18 protein-coding genes and 1 tRNA gene are annotated in these 15,839 nt (G+C 40.1%); 3 read left to right on the top strand and 16 right to left on the bottom strand.

The features are described from left to right. Window positions 1–20 precede the first annotated feature (20 nt). Both FJR73_RS10055 and rlmD read right to left on the bottom strand, forming a co-directional pair. Window positions 21–92 (bottom strand) — tRNA-Glu (locus FJR73_RS10055). Window positions 93–193: 101 nt separating this feature from the next. Further along, window positions 194–1,588, bottom strand: coding sequence for a 23S rRNA (uracil(1939)-C(5))-methyltransferase RlmD (rlmD, locus tag FJR73_RS10050; protein ID WP_140834729.1), 1,395 nt, complete (start codon window positions 1,586–1,588; stop codon window positions 194–196). A gap of 37 nt (window positions 1,589–1,625) precedes the next feature. On the opposite strand from rlmD, the gene recX reads away from it, so the two are divergent. Both recX and FJR73_RS10040 read left to right on the top strand, forming a co-directional pair. Next, window positions 1,626–2,402 (top strand): recombination regulator RecX, encoded by a 777-nt coding sequence (gene recX, locus FJR73_RS10045; RefSeq protein ID WP_140834727.1) that lies wholly within the window; start codon window positions 1,626–1,628, stop codon window positions 2,400–2,402. A gap of 88 nt (window positions 2,403–2,490) precedes the next feature. Beyond that, window positions 2,491–3,024: a DUF402 domain-containing protein gene (locus FJR73_RS10040; protein ID WP_000775316.1), complete on the top strand. Its 534-nt coding sequence runs from the start codon at window positions 2,491–2,493 to the stop codon at window positions 3,022–3,024. Between the two features lie 70 nt (window positions 3,025–3,094). Here the strand turns inward: FJR73_RS10040 and FJR73_RS10035 are convergent, their stop codons facing one another. The 8 genes from FJR73_RS10035 to FJR73_RS10000 form a co-directional block, all read right to left on the bottom strand. Then, window positions 3,095–3,862: an epoxyqueuosine reductase QueH gene (locus tag FJR73_RS10035; RefSeq protein ID WP_000567567.1), complete on the bottom strand. Its 768-nt coding sequence runs from the start codon at window positions 3,860–3,862 to the stop codon at window positions 3,095–3,097. 123 nt (window positions 3,863–3,985) lie between these two features. Next, window positions 3,986–5,608 (bottom strand): chaperonin GroEL, encoded by a 1,623-nt coding sequence (groL, locus tag FJR73_RS10030; protein WP_140834725.1) that lies wholly within the window; start codon window positions 5,606–5,608, stop codon window positions 3,986–3,988. A gap of 15 nt (window positions 5,609–5,623) precedes the next feature. Continuing rightward, window positions 5,624–5,908 (bottom strand): co-chaperone GroES, encoded by a 285-nt coding sequence (gene groES, locus FJR73_RS10025; protein ID WP_140834723.1) that lies wholly within the window; start codon window positions 5,906–5,908, stop codon window positions 5,624–5,626. A gap of 155 nt (window positions 5,909–6,063) precedes the next feature. Further along, window positions 6,064–6,459, bottom strand: a complete 396-nt coding sequence (locus FJR73_RS10020; RefSeq protein WP_000282442.1) for a single-stranded DNA-binding protein — start codon at window positions 6,457–6,459, stop codon at window positions 6,064–6,066. A 77-nt stretch (window positions 6,460–6,536) separates the two neighbouring features. After that, window positions 6,537–7,298, bottom strand: coding sequence for an SDR family NAD(P)-dependent oxidoreductase (locus FJR73_RS10015; RefSeq protein ID WP_140834721.1), 762 nt, complete (start codon window positions 7,296–7,298; stop codon window positions 6,537–6,539). Window positions 7,299–7,339: 41 nt separating this feature from the next. Beyond that, on the bottom strand, window positions 7,340–7,966 hold the full coding sequence (gene ytpR / locus FJR73_RS10010; RefSeq protein ID WP_140834718.1) for a YtpR family tRNA-binding protein: 627 nt from the start codon (window positions 7,964–7,966) through the stop codon (window positions 7,340–7,342). A 15-nt stretch (window positions 7,967–7,981) separates the two neighbouring features. After that, the gene (locus FJR73_RS10005; RefSeq protein ID WP_140834716.1) at window positions 7,982–8,299 is read right to left on the bottom strand and encodes a thioredoxin family protein; all 318 of its coding nucleotides are present in this window, start codon (window positions 8,297–8,299) and stop codon (window positions 7,982–7,984) included. Further along, a complete protein-coding gene (locus tag FJR73_RS10000) occupies window positions 8,296–8,595 on the bottom strand; it encodes a DUF4651 domain-containing protein (RefSeq protein WP_140834714.1) in 300 nt (99 codons plus the stop codon). The genes FJR73_RS10005 and FJR73_RS10000 overlap by 4 nt, the downstream gene beginning before the upstream one ends. A gap of 93 nt (window positions 8,596–8,688) precedes the next feature. Here FJR73_RS10000 and FJR73_RS10485 point away from each other — a divergent pair, with 93 nt between their 5' ends. Beyond that, entirely contained in the window at window positions 8,689–8,865 is a 177-nt protein-coding gene (locus tag FJR73_RS10485; RefSeq protein ID WP_235888739.1) for a hypothetical protein, read from the top strand. A 24-nt stretch (window positions 8,866–8,889) separates the two neighbouring features. On the opposite strand, the gene FJR73_RS09990 is transcribed toward FJR73_RS10485, so the two are convergent. The 6 genes from FJR73_RS09990 to FJR73_RS09965 all read right to left on the bottom strand — a co-directional run. Beyond that, on the bottom strand, window positions 8,890–9,963 hold the full coding sequence (locus tag FJR73_RS09990; RefSeq protein ID WP_181146641.1) for an N-acetylmuramoyl-L-alanine amidase family protein: 1,074 nt from the start codon (window positions 9,961–9,963) through the stop codon (window positions 8,890–8,892). A 119-nt stretch (window positions 9,964–10,082) separates the two neighbouring features. Continuing rightward, window positions 10,083–11,690, bottom strand: coding sequence for a CTP synthase (locus FJR73_RS09985; protein WP_140834712.1), 1,608 nt, complete (start codon window positions 11,688–11,690; stop codon window positions 10,083–10,085). Window positions 11,691–11,926: 236 nt separating this feature from the next. Then, window positions 11,927–12,514, bottom strand: coding sequence for a DNA-directed RNA polymerase subunit delta (gene rpoE / locus FJR73_RS09980; RefSeq protein WP_031227756.1), 588 nt, complete (start codon window positions 12,512–12,514; stop codon window positions 11,927–11,929). Between the two features lie 130 nt (window positions 12,515–12,644). Beyond that, window positions 12,645–12,818: a hypothetical protein gene (locus FJR73_RS09975; RefSeq protein ID WP_140834709.1), complete on the bottom strand. Its 174-nt coding sequence runs from the start codon at window positions 12,816–12,818 to the stop codon at window positions 12,645–12,647. A 25-nt stretch (window positions 12,819–12,843) separates the two neighbouring features. Continuing rightward, window positions 12,844–15,522, bottom strand: a complete 2,679-nt coding sequence (locus tag FJR73_RS09970; RefSeq protein ID WP_140834707.1) for a DEAD/DEAH box helicase family protein — start codon at window positions 15,520–15,522, stop codon at window positions 12,844–12,846. A 222-nt stretch (window positions 15,523–15,744) separates the two neighbouring features. Continuing rightward, window positions 15,745–15,839 (bottom strand): IS3 family transposase (locus FJR73_RS09965; RefSeq protein WP_140834408.1); only part of this gene is annotated, 95 nt, incomplete at its 5' end.

Here is a 15,839-nt window from a genome sequence, read left to right as displayed (position 1 = left end):
ATTTTATCTGCAACATACCATAGTCCGTACGGGATTCGAACCCGTGTTACCGCCGTGAAAAGGCGGTGTCTTAACCCCTTGACCAACGGACCAGAGTTGTTATTTTCAACTCTTACTATTATACAGCATTTTTATTTTTTGTCAACTACTTTTTTTCTATTTTTTTAATTTTTTTCGACTTTTTTTAATTTGACTATTTCAGCCCAATATTAAACTCTTTAAACACTATGCTTTTTCTCTTTTTTATCAGCTTTACAACAGCTTCAGTTCGAGCGGTATGTGGGAACATATCGACCGACTGGATATAATGAAGATCATAGACTTCTACCAAACGCACCAAATCCCGTGCTAAGGTTGAAACATTACATGAAATATAAACCATTTTTTCTGGCACATAGGTAAGAATAGTGTCTAACAACTTATCATCCAGACCTGTACGCGGTGGATCCACAATCAGTGCATCTGCTCTGTAACCTTCCTTATACCATCGAGGAATAATCTCTTCTGCTGTTCCTGCTTCGTAATGTGTATTATCAAATCCCATTCTTTTAGCATTTCGCTTAGCATCTTCAATAGCTTCTGGAATAATATCCATACCTCTGAGTGTTTTAACTTTCTTTGCAAAGGCAAATCCAATCGTTCCAACTCCACAATAAGCGTCAATCAAATGGTCTTCTTTACTAACATCTAGCGCTTTTACTGCCTCGCTATAGAGGACTTCTGTTTGTTCAGGATTTAACTGATAGAAAGCTCTAGGGGATAGTGAGAATTCATAGTCGAGTACACCTTCTTGAATACTCTCTTCTCCCCAGATAATCTCTGTCTTTTCACCATAAATCTCACTGGTTTTAGCTGTATTTGTATTAACAGCTACTGTCACAACTTCTGGAAAAACTTTAATTAAATCTTTTACCAGCAGGGTTAAATTAAGCTGACGATTTGTAACAATAATAATCTGAACCTGTCCGGTCTTCCTTGCTCGTCGAACCATAATAGTACGGACACCTAGGACTTTCCTCTCGTCTGTGATTGGAATCTGGTGATAAGTAAGTAATTCTGCTAGACGATTAGCAATCACTTGGGTTTCCTTGTCTTGTACTAGGCAATCTTTCAACTCTACTAAATAGTGAGAGTTTTGTGCATATAAGCCCGCCTTGACCTGATTCTTAAATTTTCGAGTCTGAAATTGTAACTTAGCACGGTAGTACTTTGGTTCCTGCATACCAATCGTCGGGCGGATTTCATAATTTTCATATCCTGCAGGGGCAAATTTTTTCAGCGCTTGATGAAGCAAGTCCGTCTTGAACTCCAGCTGCTTATCATAATGCAGGTGCATGATTTGGCAGCCTCCGCACTCATTGTAAATAGTACAAGCTGGCACAACGCGAAATTTAGACTTCTTGTTGACCTTTAATAATTTCGCTTCAACAAAGTTACGTTTAATAGAAGTAATCTGACAATAGATATCTTCTCCTTTTAAAGCTCCAGGTACAAAGACTAACGTTTTTTGGTAAAAGCCGATTCCCTCACCATTAATTCCCATGCGCTTGATTTTTAATGGTATTTTTTGTTTCACTTTCAGATTCATACCCCTATCTTATCACATTTTGAGTTATAATAGAACTATGAAAATCACAAAACTTGAAAAGAAAAAAAGACTCTATCTGATGGAGCTTGATAACGGCGACAAATGCTACATTACTGAAGATACAATTGTTCGTTTTATGTTATCGAGAGATAAGGTGATAAGCGAAGAGGAATTGAAAGAGATTCAGAACTTTGCTCAATTTTCTTATGGTAAGAATCTAGCCCTCTACCACCTATCCTTTAAAGCTCGCACTGAAAAAGAAGTCAGAGAATATCTGAAAAAATACGATATCGATGAAAACATAGCTTCTCAGGTCATTGCTAATCTTAAAGAGGATAAGTGGATTAATGATGGTCAGTACGCTTATGCTATCATCAATGCAAATCACCTTTCAGGAGACAAGGGGCCTTATGTACTGACTCAGAAACTAACACAAAAAGGGATTTCAAAATCTACTATAGAAGAGAACTTGAAAGAATTTGATTTTTCTGAAGTTACTCAACGTGTAGCCAATAAACTATTGAAGAAATATGAAGGAAAACTTCCAGCTCGTGCTTTGCAAGATAAGATTATCCAGAATCTGACCAACAAGGGCTTCTCCTACTCTGATGCTAAAATTGCCTTTGAGCAGTTGAATAGTCAAGTTGACCAAGAAACGACTCAGGAACTCATCTTCAAGGAACTTGATAAGCAATATGCCAAGTATGCCCGAAAATATGAAGGATACGAACTTAAACAGCGTTTAACCCAAGTTTTAGCACGAAAGGGCTACGATTTTTCGGATATAGCAAGCGCTCTCAGAGAATATCTTTAATATTTTCATGTAAAATTCACAGATTTCAGGCAATTTTATGGTACAATAGTAAACGATAAACTTATAAATTGTAGAAAGTTGGTTAGTTATGAAGCTTCCAAAAGAAGGCGACTTTATTACAATTCAAAGTTATAAGCATGATGGGAGTCTCCACCGAACTTGGCGGGACACCATGGTACTAAAAACAACAGAAAACGCCATTATTGGTGTCAACGATCATACACTTGTTACCGAAAGTGATGGTCGTCGTTGGGTCACTCGAGAACCGGCTATTGTTTACTTTCACAAGAAATATTGGTTTAATATCATTGCCATGATTCGCGATAATGGAATTTCCTACTATTGCAATATGGCTAGCCCCTACTATCTGGATGAAGAAGCACTGAAGTATATTGATTACGATTTGGATGTTAAAATTTTTACAGATGGGGAAAAACGTCTCTTGGATGTTGAGGAGTATGAGCGTCACAAACGCAAAATGAATTATTCTGATGACTTGGACTATATTTTAAAAGAACATGTCAAAATTCTTGTTGATTGGATTAATAATGGACGCGGTCCTTTCTCAGAAGCCTATGTAAACATTTGGTACAAGCGCTATGTAGAACTAAAGAATCGGTAAAGTTGTCAAACTAGGGTGAAAGCCCTGGTTTTTTTATTTTAAAAACCCAGCTTTACAACTGGGCTTATCCTTATATATCTAATTTTGTAACTGTAAATTTGATATGGGAATAGTCTTTTTCAACATCCTTATCCAGCAAGAACGCTGTGGCATCCTTCTTAACCTGAACCAGATCAATGTTCTGGGCTTGGGCTGCATAAACGCATCCGCAATAACATTGACGGTAGATGTCATACTCTTCACACATCTCTACTGAACGTTTGTAACCCTGATTTTTCTTGAAATCACTTGGAAGATAGTGGGTTGTGTAAATTTTTTGCACATCGATTCCGATGCTGTTGATGGTTTGAGAATTCTTATGAGGACTGATGGTCAAGGCTGAACCAAAGTAGTCAAAGCCCAAATCCATAGCCACTTGCGCTGTCTTATCCAGTCGGTAGTCAAAACAAACCTTACAACGGTCGCCACCTTCAGGTTCTTCTTCTAGTCCTCTAACTAATTTTCGGTATTCATTTGGCTCGTAGGGAGCTTCTAGATACTGGACCGTATTTCCTGTACGCTCATTGAAATCACTGACAAATTTCTTGGTAACATAGGCGCGCTTATGGTATTCTGCCTTGGGATGGATATTAGAATTGGCAAAATAAATGGTCACGTCAGCGTATTTGGTCAAATATTCTAGGGTATAGGTACTGCAAGGGGCACAGCAAACATGCATGAGAATGGTTGGCCGTTGCTCATTTTTTTCCCATACTTGGACCATCTTCTGCATGACACGGTCATAATTAATCTTCTGATTGGGATTCATCTTGCTCAGAATTTCTTCTACATCGATCATGTTCTTCTCCTTTTTCTAGTCTTATTTTATCATATAAGTTAGGAGAGCTCAAATCTATTTAGAAGTGAATATCATAAAAAGGAGAGATAGACATTCCCTCCTTTTGTGTTTTCTATAGAAAGCTTACATCATGCCGCCCATCATGCTTGGATCCATTGCTGGAGCTGGGGCTACTGGTTCTGGTTTATTGGCTACAACTGCTTCTGTAGTCAAAATCAAGCTTGCTACAGATGCTGCATTTTGTAAGGCTGAACGACTCACTTTAACTGGGTCGATAATCCCTTGATCAATCATGTTAACCCACTCACCAGTTGCTGCGTTGAATCCTGTACCAACTTCAGCATTTTTCAAACGATCGATAACGATAGATCCTTCAAATCCTGCATTGTGGGCAATTTGACGAACAGGTTCTTCCAAAGCACGGAGAACAATATTGCGGCCTGTTGCTTCGTCTCCTGTTAATTCCAAATTCGTCACGGCTGGAATCACATTTACAAGGGCTGTTCCACCACCTGCAACGATACCTTCTTCAACAGCTGCACGAGTAGCGTTGAGGGCATCTTCAATGCGGAGTTTCATTTCTTTCAACTCAGTTTCAGTTGCGGCTCCGACCTTAATAACCGCTACACCACCTGACAATTTTGCCAAGCGTTCTTGCAATTTTTCACGGTCAAATTCAGAAGTTGTAGTTTCAATTTGAGACTTGATAACCGCAACACGGTGAGAAATAGCTTCAGGATTTCCAGCACCTTCTACGATAACAGTGCTATCTTTGTCCACAGTTACTCTCGCTGCTTGACCAAGCGCCTCAATCGTAGCATCTTTCAACTCAAGACCTAGGTCTTCTGTGATAACTGTTCCGCCTGTTAAGATAGCGATATCTTCGAGCATAGCTTTACGACGGTCACCAAATCCAGGCGCCTTGACTGCTACCACGTTGAAGGTTCCACGAATCTTGTTCAAAACAAGAGTTGGAAGAGCCTCGCCATCCACATCATCCGCAATAATCAATAGTGGACGATTGCTTTGGAGAATACTTTCTAGGAGTGGCAAGATTTCTTGGATATTAGAAATTTTCTTGTCTGTAATCAAAATATACGGATTTTCAAGGTCAGCCACCATTTTTTCGCTATCTGTCACCATGTACTGTGAAAGGTAACCGCGGTCAAACTGCATTCCTTCCACAACTTCCAGTTCTGTTTCCATACCACGTGACTCTTCGATAGTGATGACACCATCTTTGCCAACTTTTTCCATGGCTTCAGAAATGTATTCACCGACTTTTTCAGAACGAGAAGATACGGCAGCAACCTGAGCGATGGCTTCTTTATTGGCAACAGGGATGGCGTTGTTTTTCAAGGCTTCTACTGCTGCGGTAACTGCTGTTTCAATCCCACGACGAATGCCGATTGGATTGGCACCTGCAGTGACGTTTTTGATGCCTTCACGGACGATTGCTTGGGTCAAGACAGTTGCAGTTGTCGTTCCGTCACCTGCGATATCATTGGTTTTTGAAGCTACTTCTGATACCAATTTGGCACCCATATTTTCAAAATGGTCTTCCAATTCGATTTCTTTGGCAATAGTTACACCGTCATTTGTGATGAGTGGTGAACCGAATGATTTTTCAAGAACTACATTACGACCTTTTGGTCCCAAGGTTACTTTAACAGTGTCTGCAAGGATATCGACACCACGGACCATAGCTGAACGGGCATCTGATGAAAATTTAATTTCTTTTGACATACTTACTTTCTCCTTCTATTCTTCAATGATAGCCAAGATGTTAGCTTCGCCAACGATGATGTACTTTTCATCGCCATCTTTGACATCGAGACCTGCGTGAGCTTCAACCAAGACACGGTCTCCAGCTTTAACACTTGGAGCAACCAAGTCACCGTTCAAGGTACGAACACCTTGTCCAATAGCCACAACTTGGGCTGTTTTGGTTTTTTCTTGAGCTGAACCTGCAAGGACAAAGCCACCAACAGTTTGTTCTTTTTCTTCGATTTTCAAGACCACACGGTCTCCTAATGGTTTCAACATCTGATTTCCTCCATGATGAACTACATATTATTAGCACTCTTTACACTCGAGTGCTAATTCATAGTTCTATTGTATCACTTGGTCAGAAATAGTCAAGAAAAAAGTCTGACTTTCTCAAGATAAAAAGCCTGAGACCAACTCAGACTTTTTAATGATTAAAATGGCAATTCTTCCTCTTCCAAAACCAAGTCTGCCAAATCTTGGCCTGCGTTATTTTCACGCATGGCACGTTGGGCACGACTTTCCAAGAGTTGGAATCCTGTGACAAGTACTTCGGTCACATAATTCATTTGACCATTTTTCTCAAAACGACGGGTACGTAATTCTCCATCCACTGAAATGAGACTTCCTTTGGTTGCGTAGCTTGCCAAGGTTTCTGCTAATCTGCCCCATAGGACCATATTGACAAAATCTGCCTCACGTTCCCCATTTTGATCTTTGTAACGACGGTTGACAGCAATGGTCGCTCGCGCTACTGACTTGTCATTGTTGGTTTTGTGCAATTCTGGTGTAGACGTCAAGCGTCCGATTAAGATAACTTTATTATACATATTTTCTTCCTCCTACTTATCTATTCGCAGGAAATCAAAAAAAGTTACAGAAATTTGTAACTTTTCGAGGAAATTTTTTAGTTTTTATGAACCATGAAACCTGTCGCCTGTTGATTGGCCATAATGGTCATATCCGTAATCTGCATACGGCGAGGCTGACTGGTCACATAGACTACTGTATCTGCAATATCCTGAGATTGCAAGGCTTCTATTCCTTGGTAAACGGACGCAGCTCGCTCTTTGTCACCATGAAAACGCACTGTAGAAAAATCTGTTTCGACAATTCCAGGCTGAATGGTGGTCACCTTGATATCTGTTGCAATGGTATCAATTCGCAGTCCATCTGAAAAGGTCTTAACTGCTGCCTTGGTGGCTGAATAAACTGCTGCACCAGCATAGGCGTAAATTCCTGCAGTTGAGCCCATATTGATGATATGACCTTGATTAGCTTTTACCATTTCTGGCAAGAAACAGCGAGTGACTGCCATCAAACCTTTAACATTGGTATCCAACATTGTCAACATATCCAGCTCTTCATAATCCTGATAGGGTGCTAAACCTAGAGCTAGTCCAGCGTTATTGACCAAGATATCAATCTGCCCTATCGTTTCTAGAATATCGGAGCAGACCGTCTTTACCATGTCCATATCCGTCACATCTAATGAAAAGGTCCAAACTTTTTGACTAGGAAAAGTTTTTGCAAACTCTGACTTGAGGGCTTCTAATCTGTCCGTCCGTCGTCCGGTTAGAACGACATTCTCACCCTGCTCCAGATAAGCACGCGCAATCGCTTCACCGATTCCTGATGTCGCTCCTGTAATCACTACATTTTTTGCCATCTTATTTCCTTCTATCTGGTGTATCAGATACTAACAACATCTTAGGAAGTCCAGTGCTTAGCTGGATCAAATGGAGTTCCAACAACTTGGTCTTCTGATAATTCAATAATACCACGTTTTTGCGGAGCATTTGGCAAATGCAATTCACGAGGACTACACATCATGCCAAAACTTTTTTCACCACGAAGTTCACCTGAGAAAATAAGATTGCCTTTGGGCATCATAGCTCCAGGAAGAGCTACAATGGTTTTCAACCCCACACGCGCATTAGGTGCTCCAGCAACAATTTGCACTGTCTTGTCACTTGCGACTGCAACTTGGCAGATGTTAAGGTGGTCACTATCTGGATGAGCTACCATCTCGACAATTTCACCAACAACAAACTTAGGCTCCTTGTCATTGACAATTTCCTCTGCAAAACCTTCCGTTTGTAATTCTTGGTTCAAACGAGCGACTTGCTCATCGGATAAAAAGACTTGACCTCGCTCTACAATTTCAAATAAACTCGAAACTTCGAAAATATTCCAGGCCACTGTTTCTCCGTTTTCTTTGAGGAAAATACGAGCTACCTTGCCTTTGAGTTCCACATCTAGTTTGGCATCTCCGCTATTTTTCACGATGACCATAAGGACATCACCGACATGTTCTTTATTATATGTAAAAATCATTATTTCTCTTTTCTCCTATTTCAGTCCTGCTAAAAAGTCATTGATTTGTTCCTTGCTTTTACGGTCACGATTGACAAAACGACCGATTTCCTTGTCCTTTTCTAGAACAACGAGGCTAGGGATGCCATATACATCCCAGAGTTTAGCCAAATCCATATACTGGTCTCGGTCCACTCGAATAAAGGTGAACTCTGGATTTGTTTCTTCAATTTCTGGTAAAGCAGGATAGATATAACGACAATCGCCACACCAGTCTGCTACAAAAAGAAAGACCTTCTTGCCCTCTTTTTCCACTAAAGATGCTAATTCTTCTAAACTTGCTGGTTGTATCATAAGACTTCCTCCTCATAGACTAGGTCTTCATTTTCATAGACAAAGGTATAATGACGGCCATCCTCAAAAATAACCCCTCCGACAAGTCGTTCTAGACTACTTTCATAAACTTGAACATAGAGGGTCGCAATTTCCCCCATGGCTGAAAAATGGTCTCGTACAATCTCTGTCAACTCTTCCTGAGTCTTAATGAGCTTACGGTCATCTGCAACTTTTTTCGTAGCAAGGGCAAGGCTCCCAATACCTAGCAGAACCAAGCCTGCCATCCACATTTTTTTAGCTTTCATACCATTCATTTTAACACAAAAAAGGCTTTAGGACAAATGAGGAAGCAGCAGAAAAGCAAGTAAAAAGCCTCTTCCTTTAAGGAAAAGGACTTCTTATACTCAATGAAAATCAAAGAGCAAACTAGGAAGCTAGCCGCAGGTTGCTCAAAGCACTGCTTTGAGGTTGTAGATAAAACTGACGAAGTCAGCTCCAAACAGTGTTTTGAGGTTGTGGATAAAACTGACGAAGTCAGCTCCAAACAGTGTTTTGAGGTTGTGGATGAAGCTGACGTGGTTTGAAGAGATTTTCGAAGAGTATTATTCTTATTGCCAAGCGCCTGAGTTGCCAACGTAGTAACCATCAGGTGTGTAGGTATTACGAAGCATCTTACCTGACGAAGCTAGATAGTACCACTTGCCATTATCTTTGACCCAGTCATTCGCTAACATGGCACCAGAAGAACTTACATAATACCAGTCTCCCTTGTCATAAACCCAAGCGCTTGCTTTCATAGCTCCTGAAGTTGATAAATAGTACCACTTGCCTTGGTCGTAAAGCCAATCACTAGCAATCATGGCTCCTGATGATTTAAAGGCATACCAGTTGTCACCTAGATAGAGCCAAGTTTGATTGAACATGACTCCTTTATCATTCATAAAGTACCAAGTTCCCTTGTCATAAACCCAGTCCTTCTGCACTAATTGACCTTGTTTTTGATAGTACCAGTTTTGGTTTGATTTTAGCCAGCTTTCTGCTTTTACAATGGGATAAAGTTCTTTGAAAGCTCCTCCATCATATTTGTGACTGATAGATTTTAGTTTTTCAAGTTTCAACTCACTATTGTCATAGTCTGCCCAAGCATATACTTTTTGACCATTGACAGTCTCTGGTAAGGTAGCAGTGTAAGTCTTGGTTTGATAATCCCATTTAGCATCGAGGTAAGTGTATTGATTGTTTGATTCTTCAATACGATAGTAACCTCTCTTTCCACTATCATTATGAATATCATCCACAACTTTCGTTGACCAGGTCTTCACTTCGTTTCCGCTCTTGGCTTCTACCTTGATATCTCCTCTATAGCCATATGGAACATAGAAATTCAGGTAACGCCCTTCTATACCAATCATAGACTTGTCCTTTTCTTGACCTAGAAAATTGACTGTCTGATCTTGACCATCGAGACTAACCGTCCACTCGATTTTCTCAGTTTTTGGCAAATCCAAGACTTTGATATCCACTTCATGACCATTGTTAAACCGAAGAATCTTGCCATCTTGATACTGCACTCCACACTTAACAACCCATTCTTCTTTAAGCTCAAATGCCTGCCCCGAATGAGGAAAAGCCAGTAAAGCTAGACCTGCTAGAGACAAACCAAATAGTGTGATTTTTTTCATTGTAAATCCTCCTTAGGTATTGTTATGTTAATTATATCACTATGTTTTTATTTTGCAACTCATATCCTAAATATGCAAGCAAAAAACCTCTGAGATTGTTCTCAAAGGTTCTGATTTAGCTAATTACTGTTCTCAACCGCTGCAGTCACAAAGGCAGTGTAGAGTTCTTCTGGGCGGTTTGGACGGCTTGAAAGTTCAGGGTGATACTGACACGCTACAAAGAATTTATTTTCAGGAATTTCTACGATTTCGACCAAACGATTATCTGGAGAAACTCCTGAGAAGACAAAGCCTGCTGCCTCAAACTGCTCACGGAAGGTATTGTTAAACTCATAACGGTGACGGTGACGGCGTTGCACCACTTCTTGATTGTGATAAGCAGCTGCTGCCTTAGAACCACGTTTCAACTTGGATGGATAAAGTCCCAAACGAAGGGTTCCCCCCATATCCTCAACATCAATCTGATCACGCATGATATCAATGATAGGGTATTTTGTTTCTGGTGCAAGTTCAGCAGAATTGGCACCTTCGAGTCCTAAAACGTGACGAGCAAACTCAATACAAGTCAACTGCATTCCCAAGCAGACACCCAACATGGGAACATCATTCTCACGCGCATAGCGGATGGCTTGGATTTTCCCTTCAGTACCACGTTGGCCAAAACCACCTGGTACGATGATTCCGTCCGCATCAGACAAAAGCTCTGCCACATTCTCTGCTATCACATCATTGGCATTGACCCAATTAATCTTAACTTCTGCGTCGTTGGCATAACCAGAGTGTTTCAAGGCTTCAACCACAGAGATGTAGGCATCTTGCAACTCCACATACTTACCAACAAGGGAAATTTTAACTTGTTTTTTCAGGTTCATAACCTTGTCCACCATAGCTGACCATTCTGTCATATCCGCTGCTGGTGCGTCTAATTTCAAGTGATCACAGACAATCTGGTCCATACCTTGTGCCTGCAAATTCAACGGAATTTGGTAAAGATGTTCAACATCCAACGATTCGATAACGGCTTCTGGTGCCACATCACAGAACTGAGCCAGTTTGTTTTTAATTCCTTGACCAGCTGGCTCTTCTGTACGAATAACCAACATATTTGGTTGGATTCCCAATCCACGCAATTCTTTTACAGAGTGTTGAGTTGGTTTGGTCTTCATTTCACCAGCTGCCTTGAGGTAAGGAAGTAAGGTTGTATGGATATACATAACATTATCCGCACCCACATCTGCCTTCATCTGACGAAGGGCCTCTAGAAATGGCAAGGACTCGATATCCCCAACGGTTCCACCGACCTCTGTGATAATGACATCAGAGTCTGTAGTTAGAGCGGCACGCTTGATTTTTTCTTTCAAAGCATCTGTGATATGAGGAATAACCTGAACAGTTGCCCCAAGGTATTCTCCACGACGTTCCTTACGTAGAACTTCACTGTAAATTTTACCAGTTGTCACGTTGGAATATTTATTCAGATTGATATCAATGAAACGTTCATAGTGTCCCAAGTCTAAATCTGTCTCAGCTCCGTCATCTGTCACAAAAACTTCCCCATGCTGATAAGGACTCATGGTTCCCGGGTCGATATTGATATAAGGGTCAAATTTTTGAATGGTTACTTTGAGACCACGATTTTTCAAGAGACGGCCTAGACTCGCTGCCACAATCCCTTTCCCAATAGACGATACCACACCACCAGTTACAAAAATATATTTCGTAGACATAGATTCCTCTTTCTAAAATGCTCAAGGTCTTGTTGACTACGAGGGGACATAGAAAACAAGACCCTACTAATAAGAATAACCTGGAACGACTGCACCAGATTCACAACTAAAATACAAGAAGATAACTTCTTGAAAAAACAAAAATAGCTCCCTAAGAACTAGGGAGCCCCGACCTCTAAAAGAGGTGCCCGAACAATATGATACCTAAAAATAGGATAATTGTCAATAGCTAACTTTTATTCCTCTATGTTTTCAGAATCATCATCTGAAAACTCGTCGTCTTCTTCGTTGAGATCCACGTCTTCACCCAAGTCATCAGGAGCAATCTCGTTGATTTCTGCATCATAAGCTTCCACTTCATTTTTCTCATCATCTGGATTTTCATCATCGTATGAAAGAGCCGGATCTGCTTCGTATGCATCTTCGTCTTCTGGATCATCCGCATTGTAGTCAATGGCATCTGAATCACCATCCATGAAGGCATTGACACGTTTTTTCTTAGCTTTTGGTGCTACTTCATCGTCATCATTTTCTTCAAGAGCGATAATTTCCTCGTCGATTTCGTCTACACCATACCATGAACGAAGACCCCATTTGTTGTCTCCAAGTGAGATGAAGCTACCGTCAAAGTTCAACTCTGTGTAGAACAAAGGCAAGGCTTCGCGGATATCGCTGTTTGATGTTCCAAGGTAGTTTTGAATTTCGTTTACAAGATCGCTAAAATGCATCTCGTGATCGCGACCACGAAGTTCCAAGATAGCACGCGCTACCTCAATCATAGATAGTTCACTTTTTTCTTGCCCAGCAAATACTTCTAATTCCAAAGCGTTTCTCCTCATTTATACTACTATCGCCAGAGCAAATAGACTCTGACCTCATTTTATCATTTACTCTTTATTTTACGATAATTTTGCAGAATAGTCAAAGGTTAAATGGGAGAAAGTGATAGGACTTTTATTTCTTTGCTACCCAGCCGATGGTGTCGTGAGGTGGGTTTTCGGTATCAATCCAGATAAATTCGATACCAATTTCACCAGTTTTAAATTTGGTCAATCGAATGCCGTTGATTTCCAGCTCATTGAGTCGTTTACATATCAAGACTTCGCGTTCCTGCAAAATGAAAGTCATACATAGAAATTTTTAAAAGTTTTCTCTATCGTAAATCTGCTACTAGTTCAGAAACTATACTAGCTGATTCCAAACGTAATATGGTCATTTCATCTACCTTCCCTAATAATGGCATTGCACCATACCAAACAATAGTCTTATTCACCAAAAGAATAGGCGTTACTATTTTTGATTGAGTAAAAGACACTTTAATTTTCTTGCTCTTCATCTGGTCTAGCCATGCTTTATTTGCAACCGTCTCTGGTATACATATCTCAATTTGACTAATCCTAAATTCTTTTAGAAATTTCATCAGTTTTGTCTGGTGCACATAAGGTAAAATAAGCATACACTCCTGTCTTTCCCCTGCCAAGTCCTCTCTCAGCACCTTCTCATATCTACTATCAACATAAACGAATTGTTTCTCCTCACCCTCGATGACACGATAATCCATCTTTCGATAAGCTACTTGTCGTTTCTGAAACATCTTTTCTAAATAAGGAACATGAATATCCACATAATCGAAAATACGTACCGAAGACTTATCCTTGTAGTTTCTATGAATCCGACCGGCGTACTGAATCAAATTATTTTTCCAAGAAAAGGGCGCTGCCAAGATAAGCGTGTCTAGCTGAGGCAAGTCAAAACCTTCGCCAATGTATTTTCCAGTTGACAACAATACAAACCCTTTATCTAGCTGTTCTAATATCTCCAGTAAACTTGTTCTCTCTCGGACTTTGGTTTTGCCACTAATAATATAACAGTCATCAACCTCTTTCTCTTTCAATAATTTTTCAAAAAAATCTATCTGTTGAATTCGATTGACTAGAACCAAGATATTCCGCCCTTCTGCCACTTGGTCTAGAATATCCTTTAGAATCATCTGATTCCTCACTGAGTCAGTAGCAATCCAATCACTAAGCTGTATAAAATTACTTGCTTTGGTCTTTTCAATTTCCAAATGACCAAAAGAAGTGAATCTTAATTGCAATTGCCGTTTAAAATCCGTCTCCCTCTTATCAGCAGTATGGAGTATCTCACCAATTCTCTGAAAAACAATAGGCTCATGACCATTCTTACGCTCAGGCGTAGCCGTCAAACCGTAAAGATATTTCCCTCTAAACTGAGTAACAACTTTTTCAAACATCAAGGCAGAGACATGATGACACTCATCCACAATCATCATCTCATACTCATCCAAAAGACTTTGACTATTTTCCAACTTAAATAGAGATTGAATCATAACAACATCAACCAGTTTACTCAGCCATTTCTTAGTCCCACCGTACTGCCCAACATAGCCTATTACCTTTTCACGACCCGATGCCGTATAACGGGTAGCTTCTTCCTCTTCGAAAGTCAAAAAATGGTTTAAACGATCCAGCCATTGGTCTAAGAGTTGCCTATTATGAACTAGGATAATTGTTTTGGTCTTCCGTTCAGAGATGAGATCAGCACCTAAAACGGTCTTCCCAAAACCAGTCTCCGCATGGAGTAAACCATTTTCTTTGGAAATCATATCTGACAGGGCTAACTCTTGCTCAAAAGTGAGTGCTCCCTTAAATTCCACTCTAATAGACCTTTGTACCTTTCTCCTATCTTCCACAGATACCTGCTTAAATTTATCTTGCAATGGATACAGCAAGCCTCTTGGTAGCCATAAATAATGATCGGATTCTCCAAATAAATACATTCGCTCAGAAATTTGATAGGTTGGCTGTCGCATAGCCTGCTTTAAATAAAATTCGGGATTAGAAAATGAAGCCATATTTTTCAAGAAAAACAGTGTCTTGGGTGTCACAGACGATTTTTCAAGTTGGATCATATTGGATAAGACGACCTTCAACTCCTTATCCAATTCTTGCTTGCCTAACTCCTCTTGGATTAACAGTGCCACTTTAGCAGTTGAAATCTTCTGGATTTCTTGTAGATACCTCCATTGGTCTTCATAATGCTGAAAATGTTCATCCACAAAGACCGTTCGCCCTTGATGATAAGCTTCTCCTTGAAAAGGAAGGGCAATCAAATTACCAAATCCACCTTTAGGAAGAACATCCTGATTTGGAAACATGCGATCAAAAGAATCAAAGGACAGTTGCATACTTTCCTGCATAGCCAATTCTAATAGTTTCTTTCCAAACAAGCGAGCCTCTTGACTCGGAATCGATTCCTCAAAGAAGAACCAAATATGGAGTCCGTGACCCGAACGAGAAATCTCTAAATGGGCTTCCATCTGGCGTTCCCTGGCTATTCTTCGAATGGCTAAACCGGATTCTTTCCAATCTCTTTCATCCAAATCCAGTACCAAAAAATAACAGCTATCATCTAAGTGCATAGGAAAGATACCAATGGCTGTCTCCCCACGAAAATGAGATTTCAAAACGGAGTCCGTTAATGTCTGGAAACTCCGTTTTTCAGGCGGCAACTGCTTCCAACCATAATCATAGGAAGGAAAATACTGAATTTTCCCTTGTTCATTGATAAAACTCTTAGCATAAACATCATAACGGCCAGCAAACACGGAGGTAAACAATTGTAATTTTTCTTGCGTCGTCAAGTGACTACTTTGAAGTTGGAACATCTCCTCGAACCGAGAGCGTTCCATCACAAACTGACTCTTGTCTTTAAGACGTTTACACAAGAAAAACTCACCATCCCCATCAAAAGAAGAAAAGACATTAAGTACTTCTACCACAATTCCATCCAAAGACACAAAAACAGCCATAAAAGTCGCCTCCTTGATCCCTATAGGCTGATTATAACAAGAATGGCTGAAATTGTACACGAAAATAAAATCCGAATAGTACTCATTTTGTATGCGACTAATAGTCCATCTCGCTCCGGAATGTACGAGGTAAATAGAGTTTAAACGAGCAGTCTATAAAATTCAAAAAACGCATATTATCAAGCGAACTGTGTACTGACCCCAAAAAGTTAGACAATCAATTTATCCGAAGGATTTAGTTCTGTATTGCACAGGACTGAGTCCTTTTAGTTTTACCTTAATTCGTTTATTGTTGTAGTAATCAATATAGTCTACAA

The organism is Streptococcus sp. D2 (assembly GCF_006385825.1).
Lineage (GTDB): Bacteria > Bacillota > Bacilli > Lactobacillales > Streptococcaceae > Streptococcus > Streptococcus shenyangsis.
This window is presented reverse-complemented; position numbering and strand designations above follow the sequence as displayed.

Bases quoted from the DNA above. Each gene is read 5' to 3' on its own strand.
- groES (WP_140834723.1), bottom strand. From the start codon at position 5,908: ATGTTGAAACCATTAGGAGACCGTGTGGTCTTGAAAATCGAAGAAAAA.
- FJR73_RS10015 (WP_140834721.1), bottom strand. From the start codon at position 7,298: ATGGCAAAAAATGTAGTGATTACAGGAGCGACATCAGGAATCGGTGAA.
- FJR73_RS10035 (WP_000567567.1), bottom strand. From the start codon at position 3,862: ATGATCGATGTAGAAGAAATTCTGAGCAAGATGAATCCCAATCAGAAG.
- groL (WP_140834725.1), bottom strand. From the start codon at position 5,608: ATGTCAAAAGAAATTAAATTTTCATCAGATGCCCGTTCAGCTATGGTC.
- FJR73_RS10040 (WP_000775316.1), top strand. From the start codon at position 2,491: ATGAAGCTTCCAAAAGAAGGCGACTTTATTACAATTCAAAGTTATAAG.
- ytpR (WP_140834718.1), bottom strand. From the start codon at position 7,966: ATGATTTTTACATATAATAAAGAACATGTCGGTGATGTCCTTATGGTC.
- FJR73_RS10000 (WP_140834714.1), bottom strand. From the start codon at position 8,595: ATGAATGGTATGAAAGCTAAAAAAATGTGGATGGCAGGCTTGGTTCTG.
- FJR73_RS10485 (WP_235888739.1), top strand. From the start codon at position 8,689: ATGAAAATCAAAGAGCAAACTAGGAAGCTAGCCGCAGGTTGCTCAAAG.
- FJR73_RS10005 (WP_140834716.1), bottom strand. From the start codon at position 8,299: ATGATACAACCAGCAAGTTTAGAAGAATTAGCATCTTTAGTGGAAAAA.
- FJR73_RS10020 (WP_000282442.1), bottom strand. From the start codon at position 6,459: ATGTATAATAAAGTTATCTTAATCGGACGCTTGACGTCTACACCAGAA.
- FJR73_RS09985 (WP_140834712.1), bottom strand. From the start codon at position 11,690: ATGTCTACGAAATATATTTTTGTAACTGGTGGTGTGGTATCGTCTATT.
- recX (WP_140834727.1), top strand. From the start codon at position 1,626: ATGAAAATCACAAAACTTGAAAAGAAAAAAAGACTCTATCTGATGGAG.
- FJR73_RS09990 (WP_181146641.1), bottom strand. From the start codon at position 9,963: ATGAAAAAAATCACACTATTTGGTTTGTCTCTAGCAGGTCTAGCTTTA.
- FJR73_RS09975 (WP_140834709.1), bottom strand. From the start codon at position 12,818: ATGACTTTCATTTTGCAGGAACGCGAAGTCTTGATATGTAAACGACTC.
- FJR73_RS09970 (WP_140834707.1), bottom strand. From the start codon at position 15,522: ATGGCTGTTTTTGTGTCTTTGGATGGAATTGTGGTAGAAGTACTTAAT.
- rlmD (WP_140834729.1), bottom strand. From the start codon at position 1,588: ATGAATCTGAAAGTGAAACAAAAAATACCATTAAAAATCAAGCGCATG.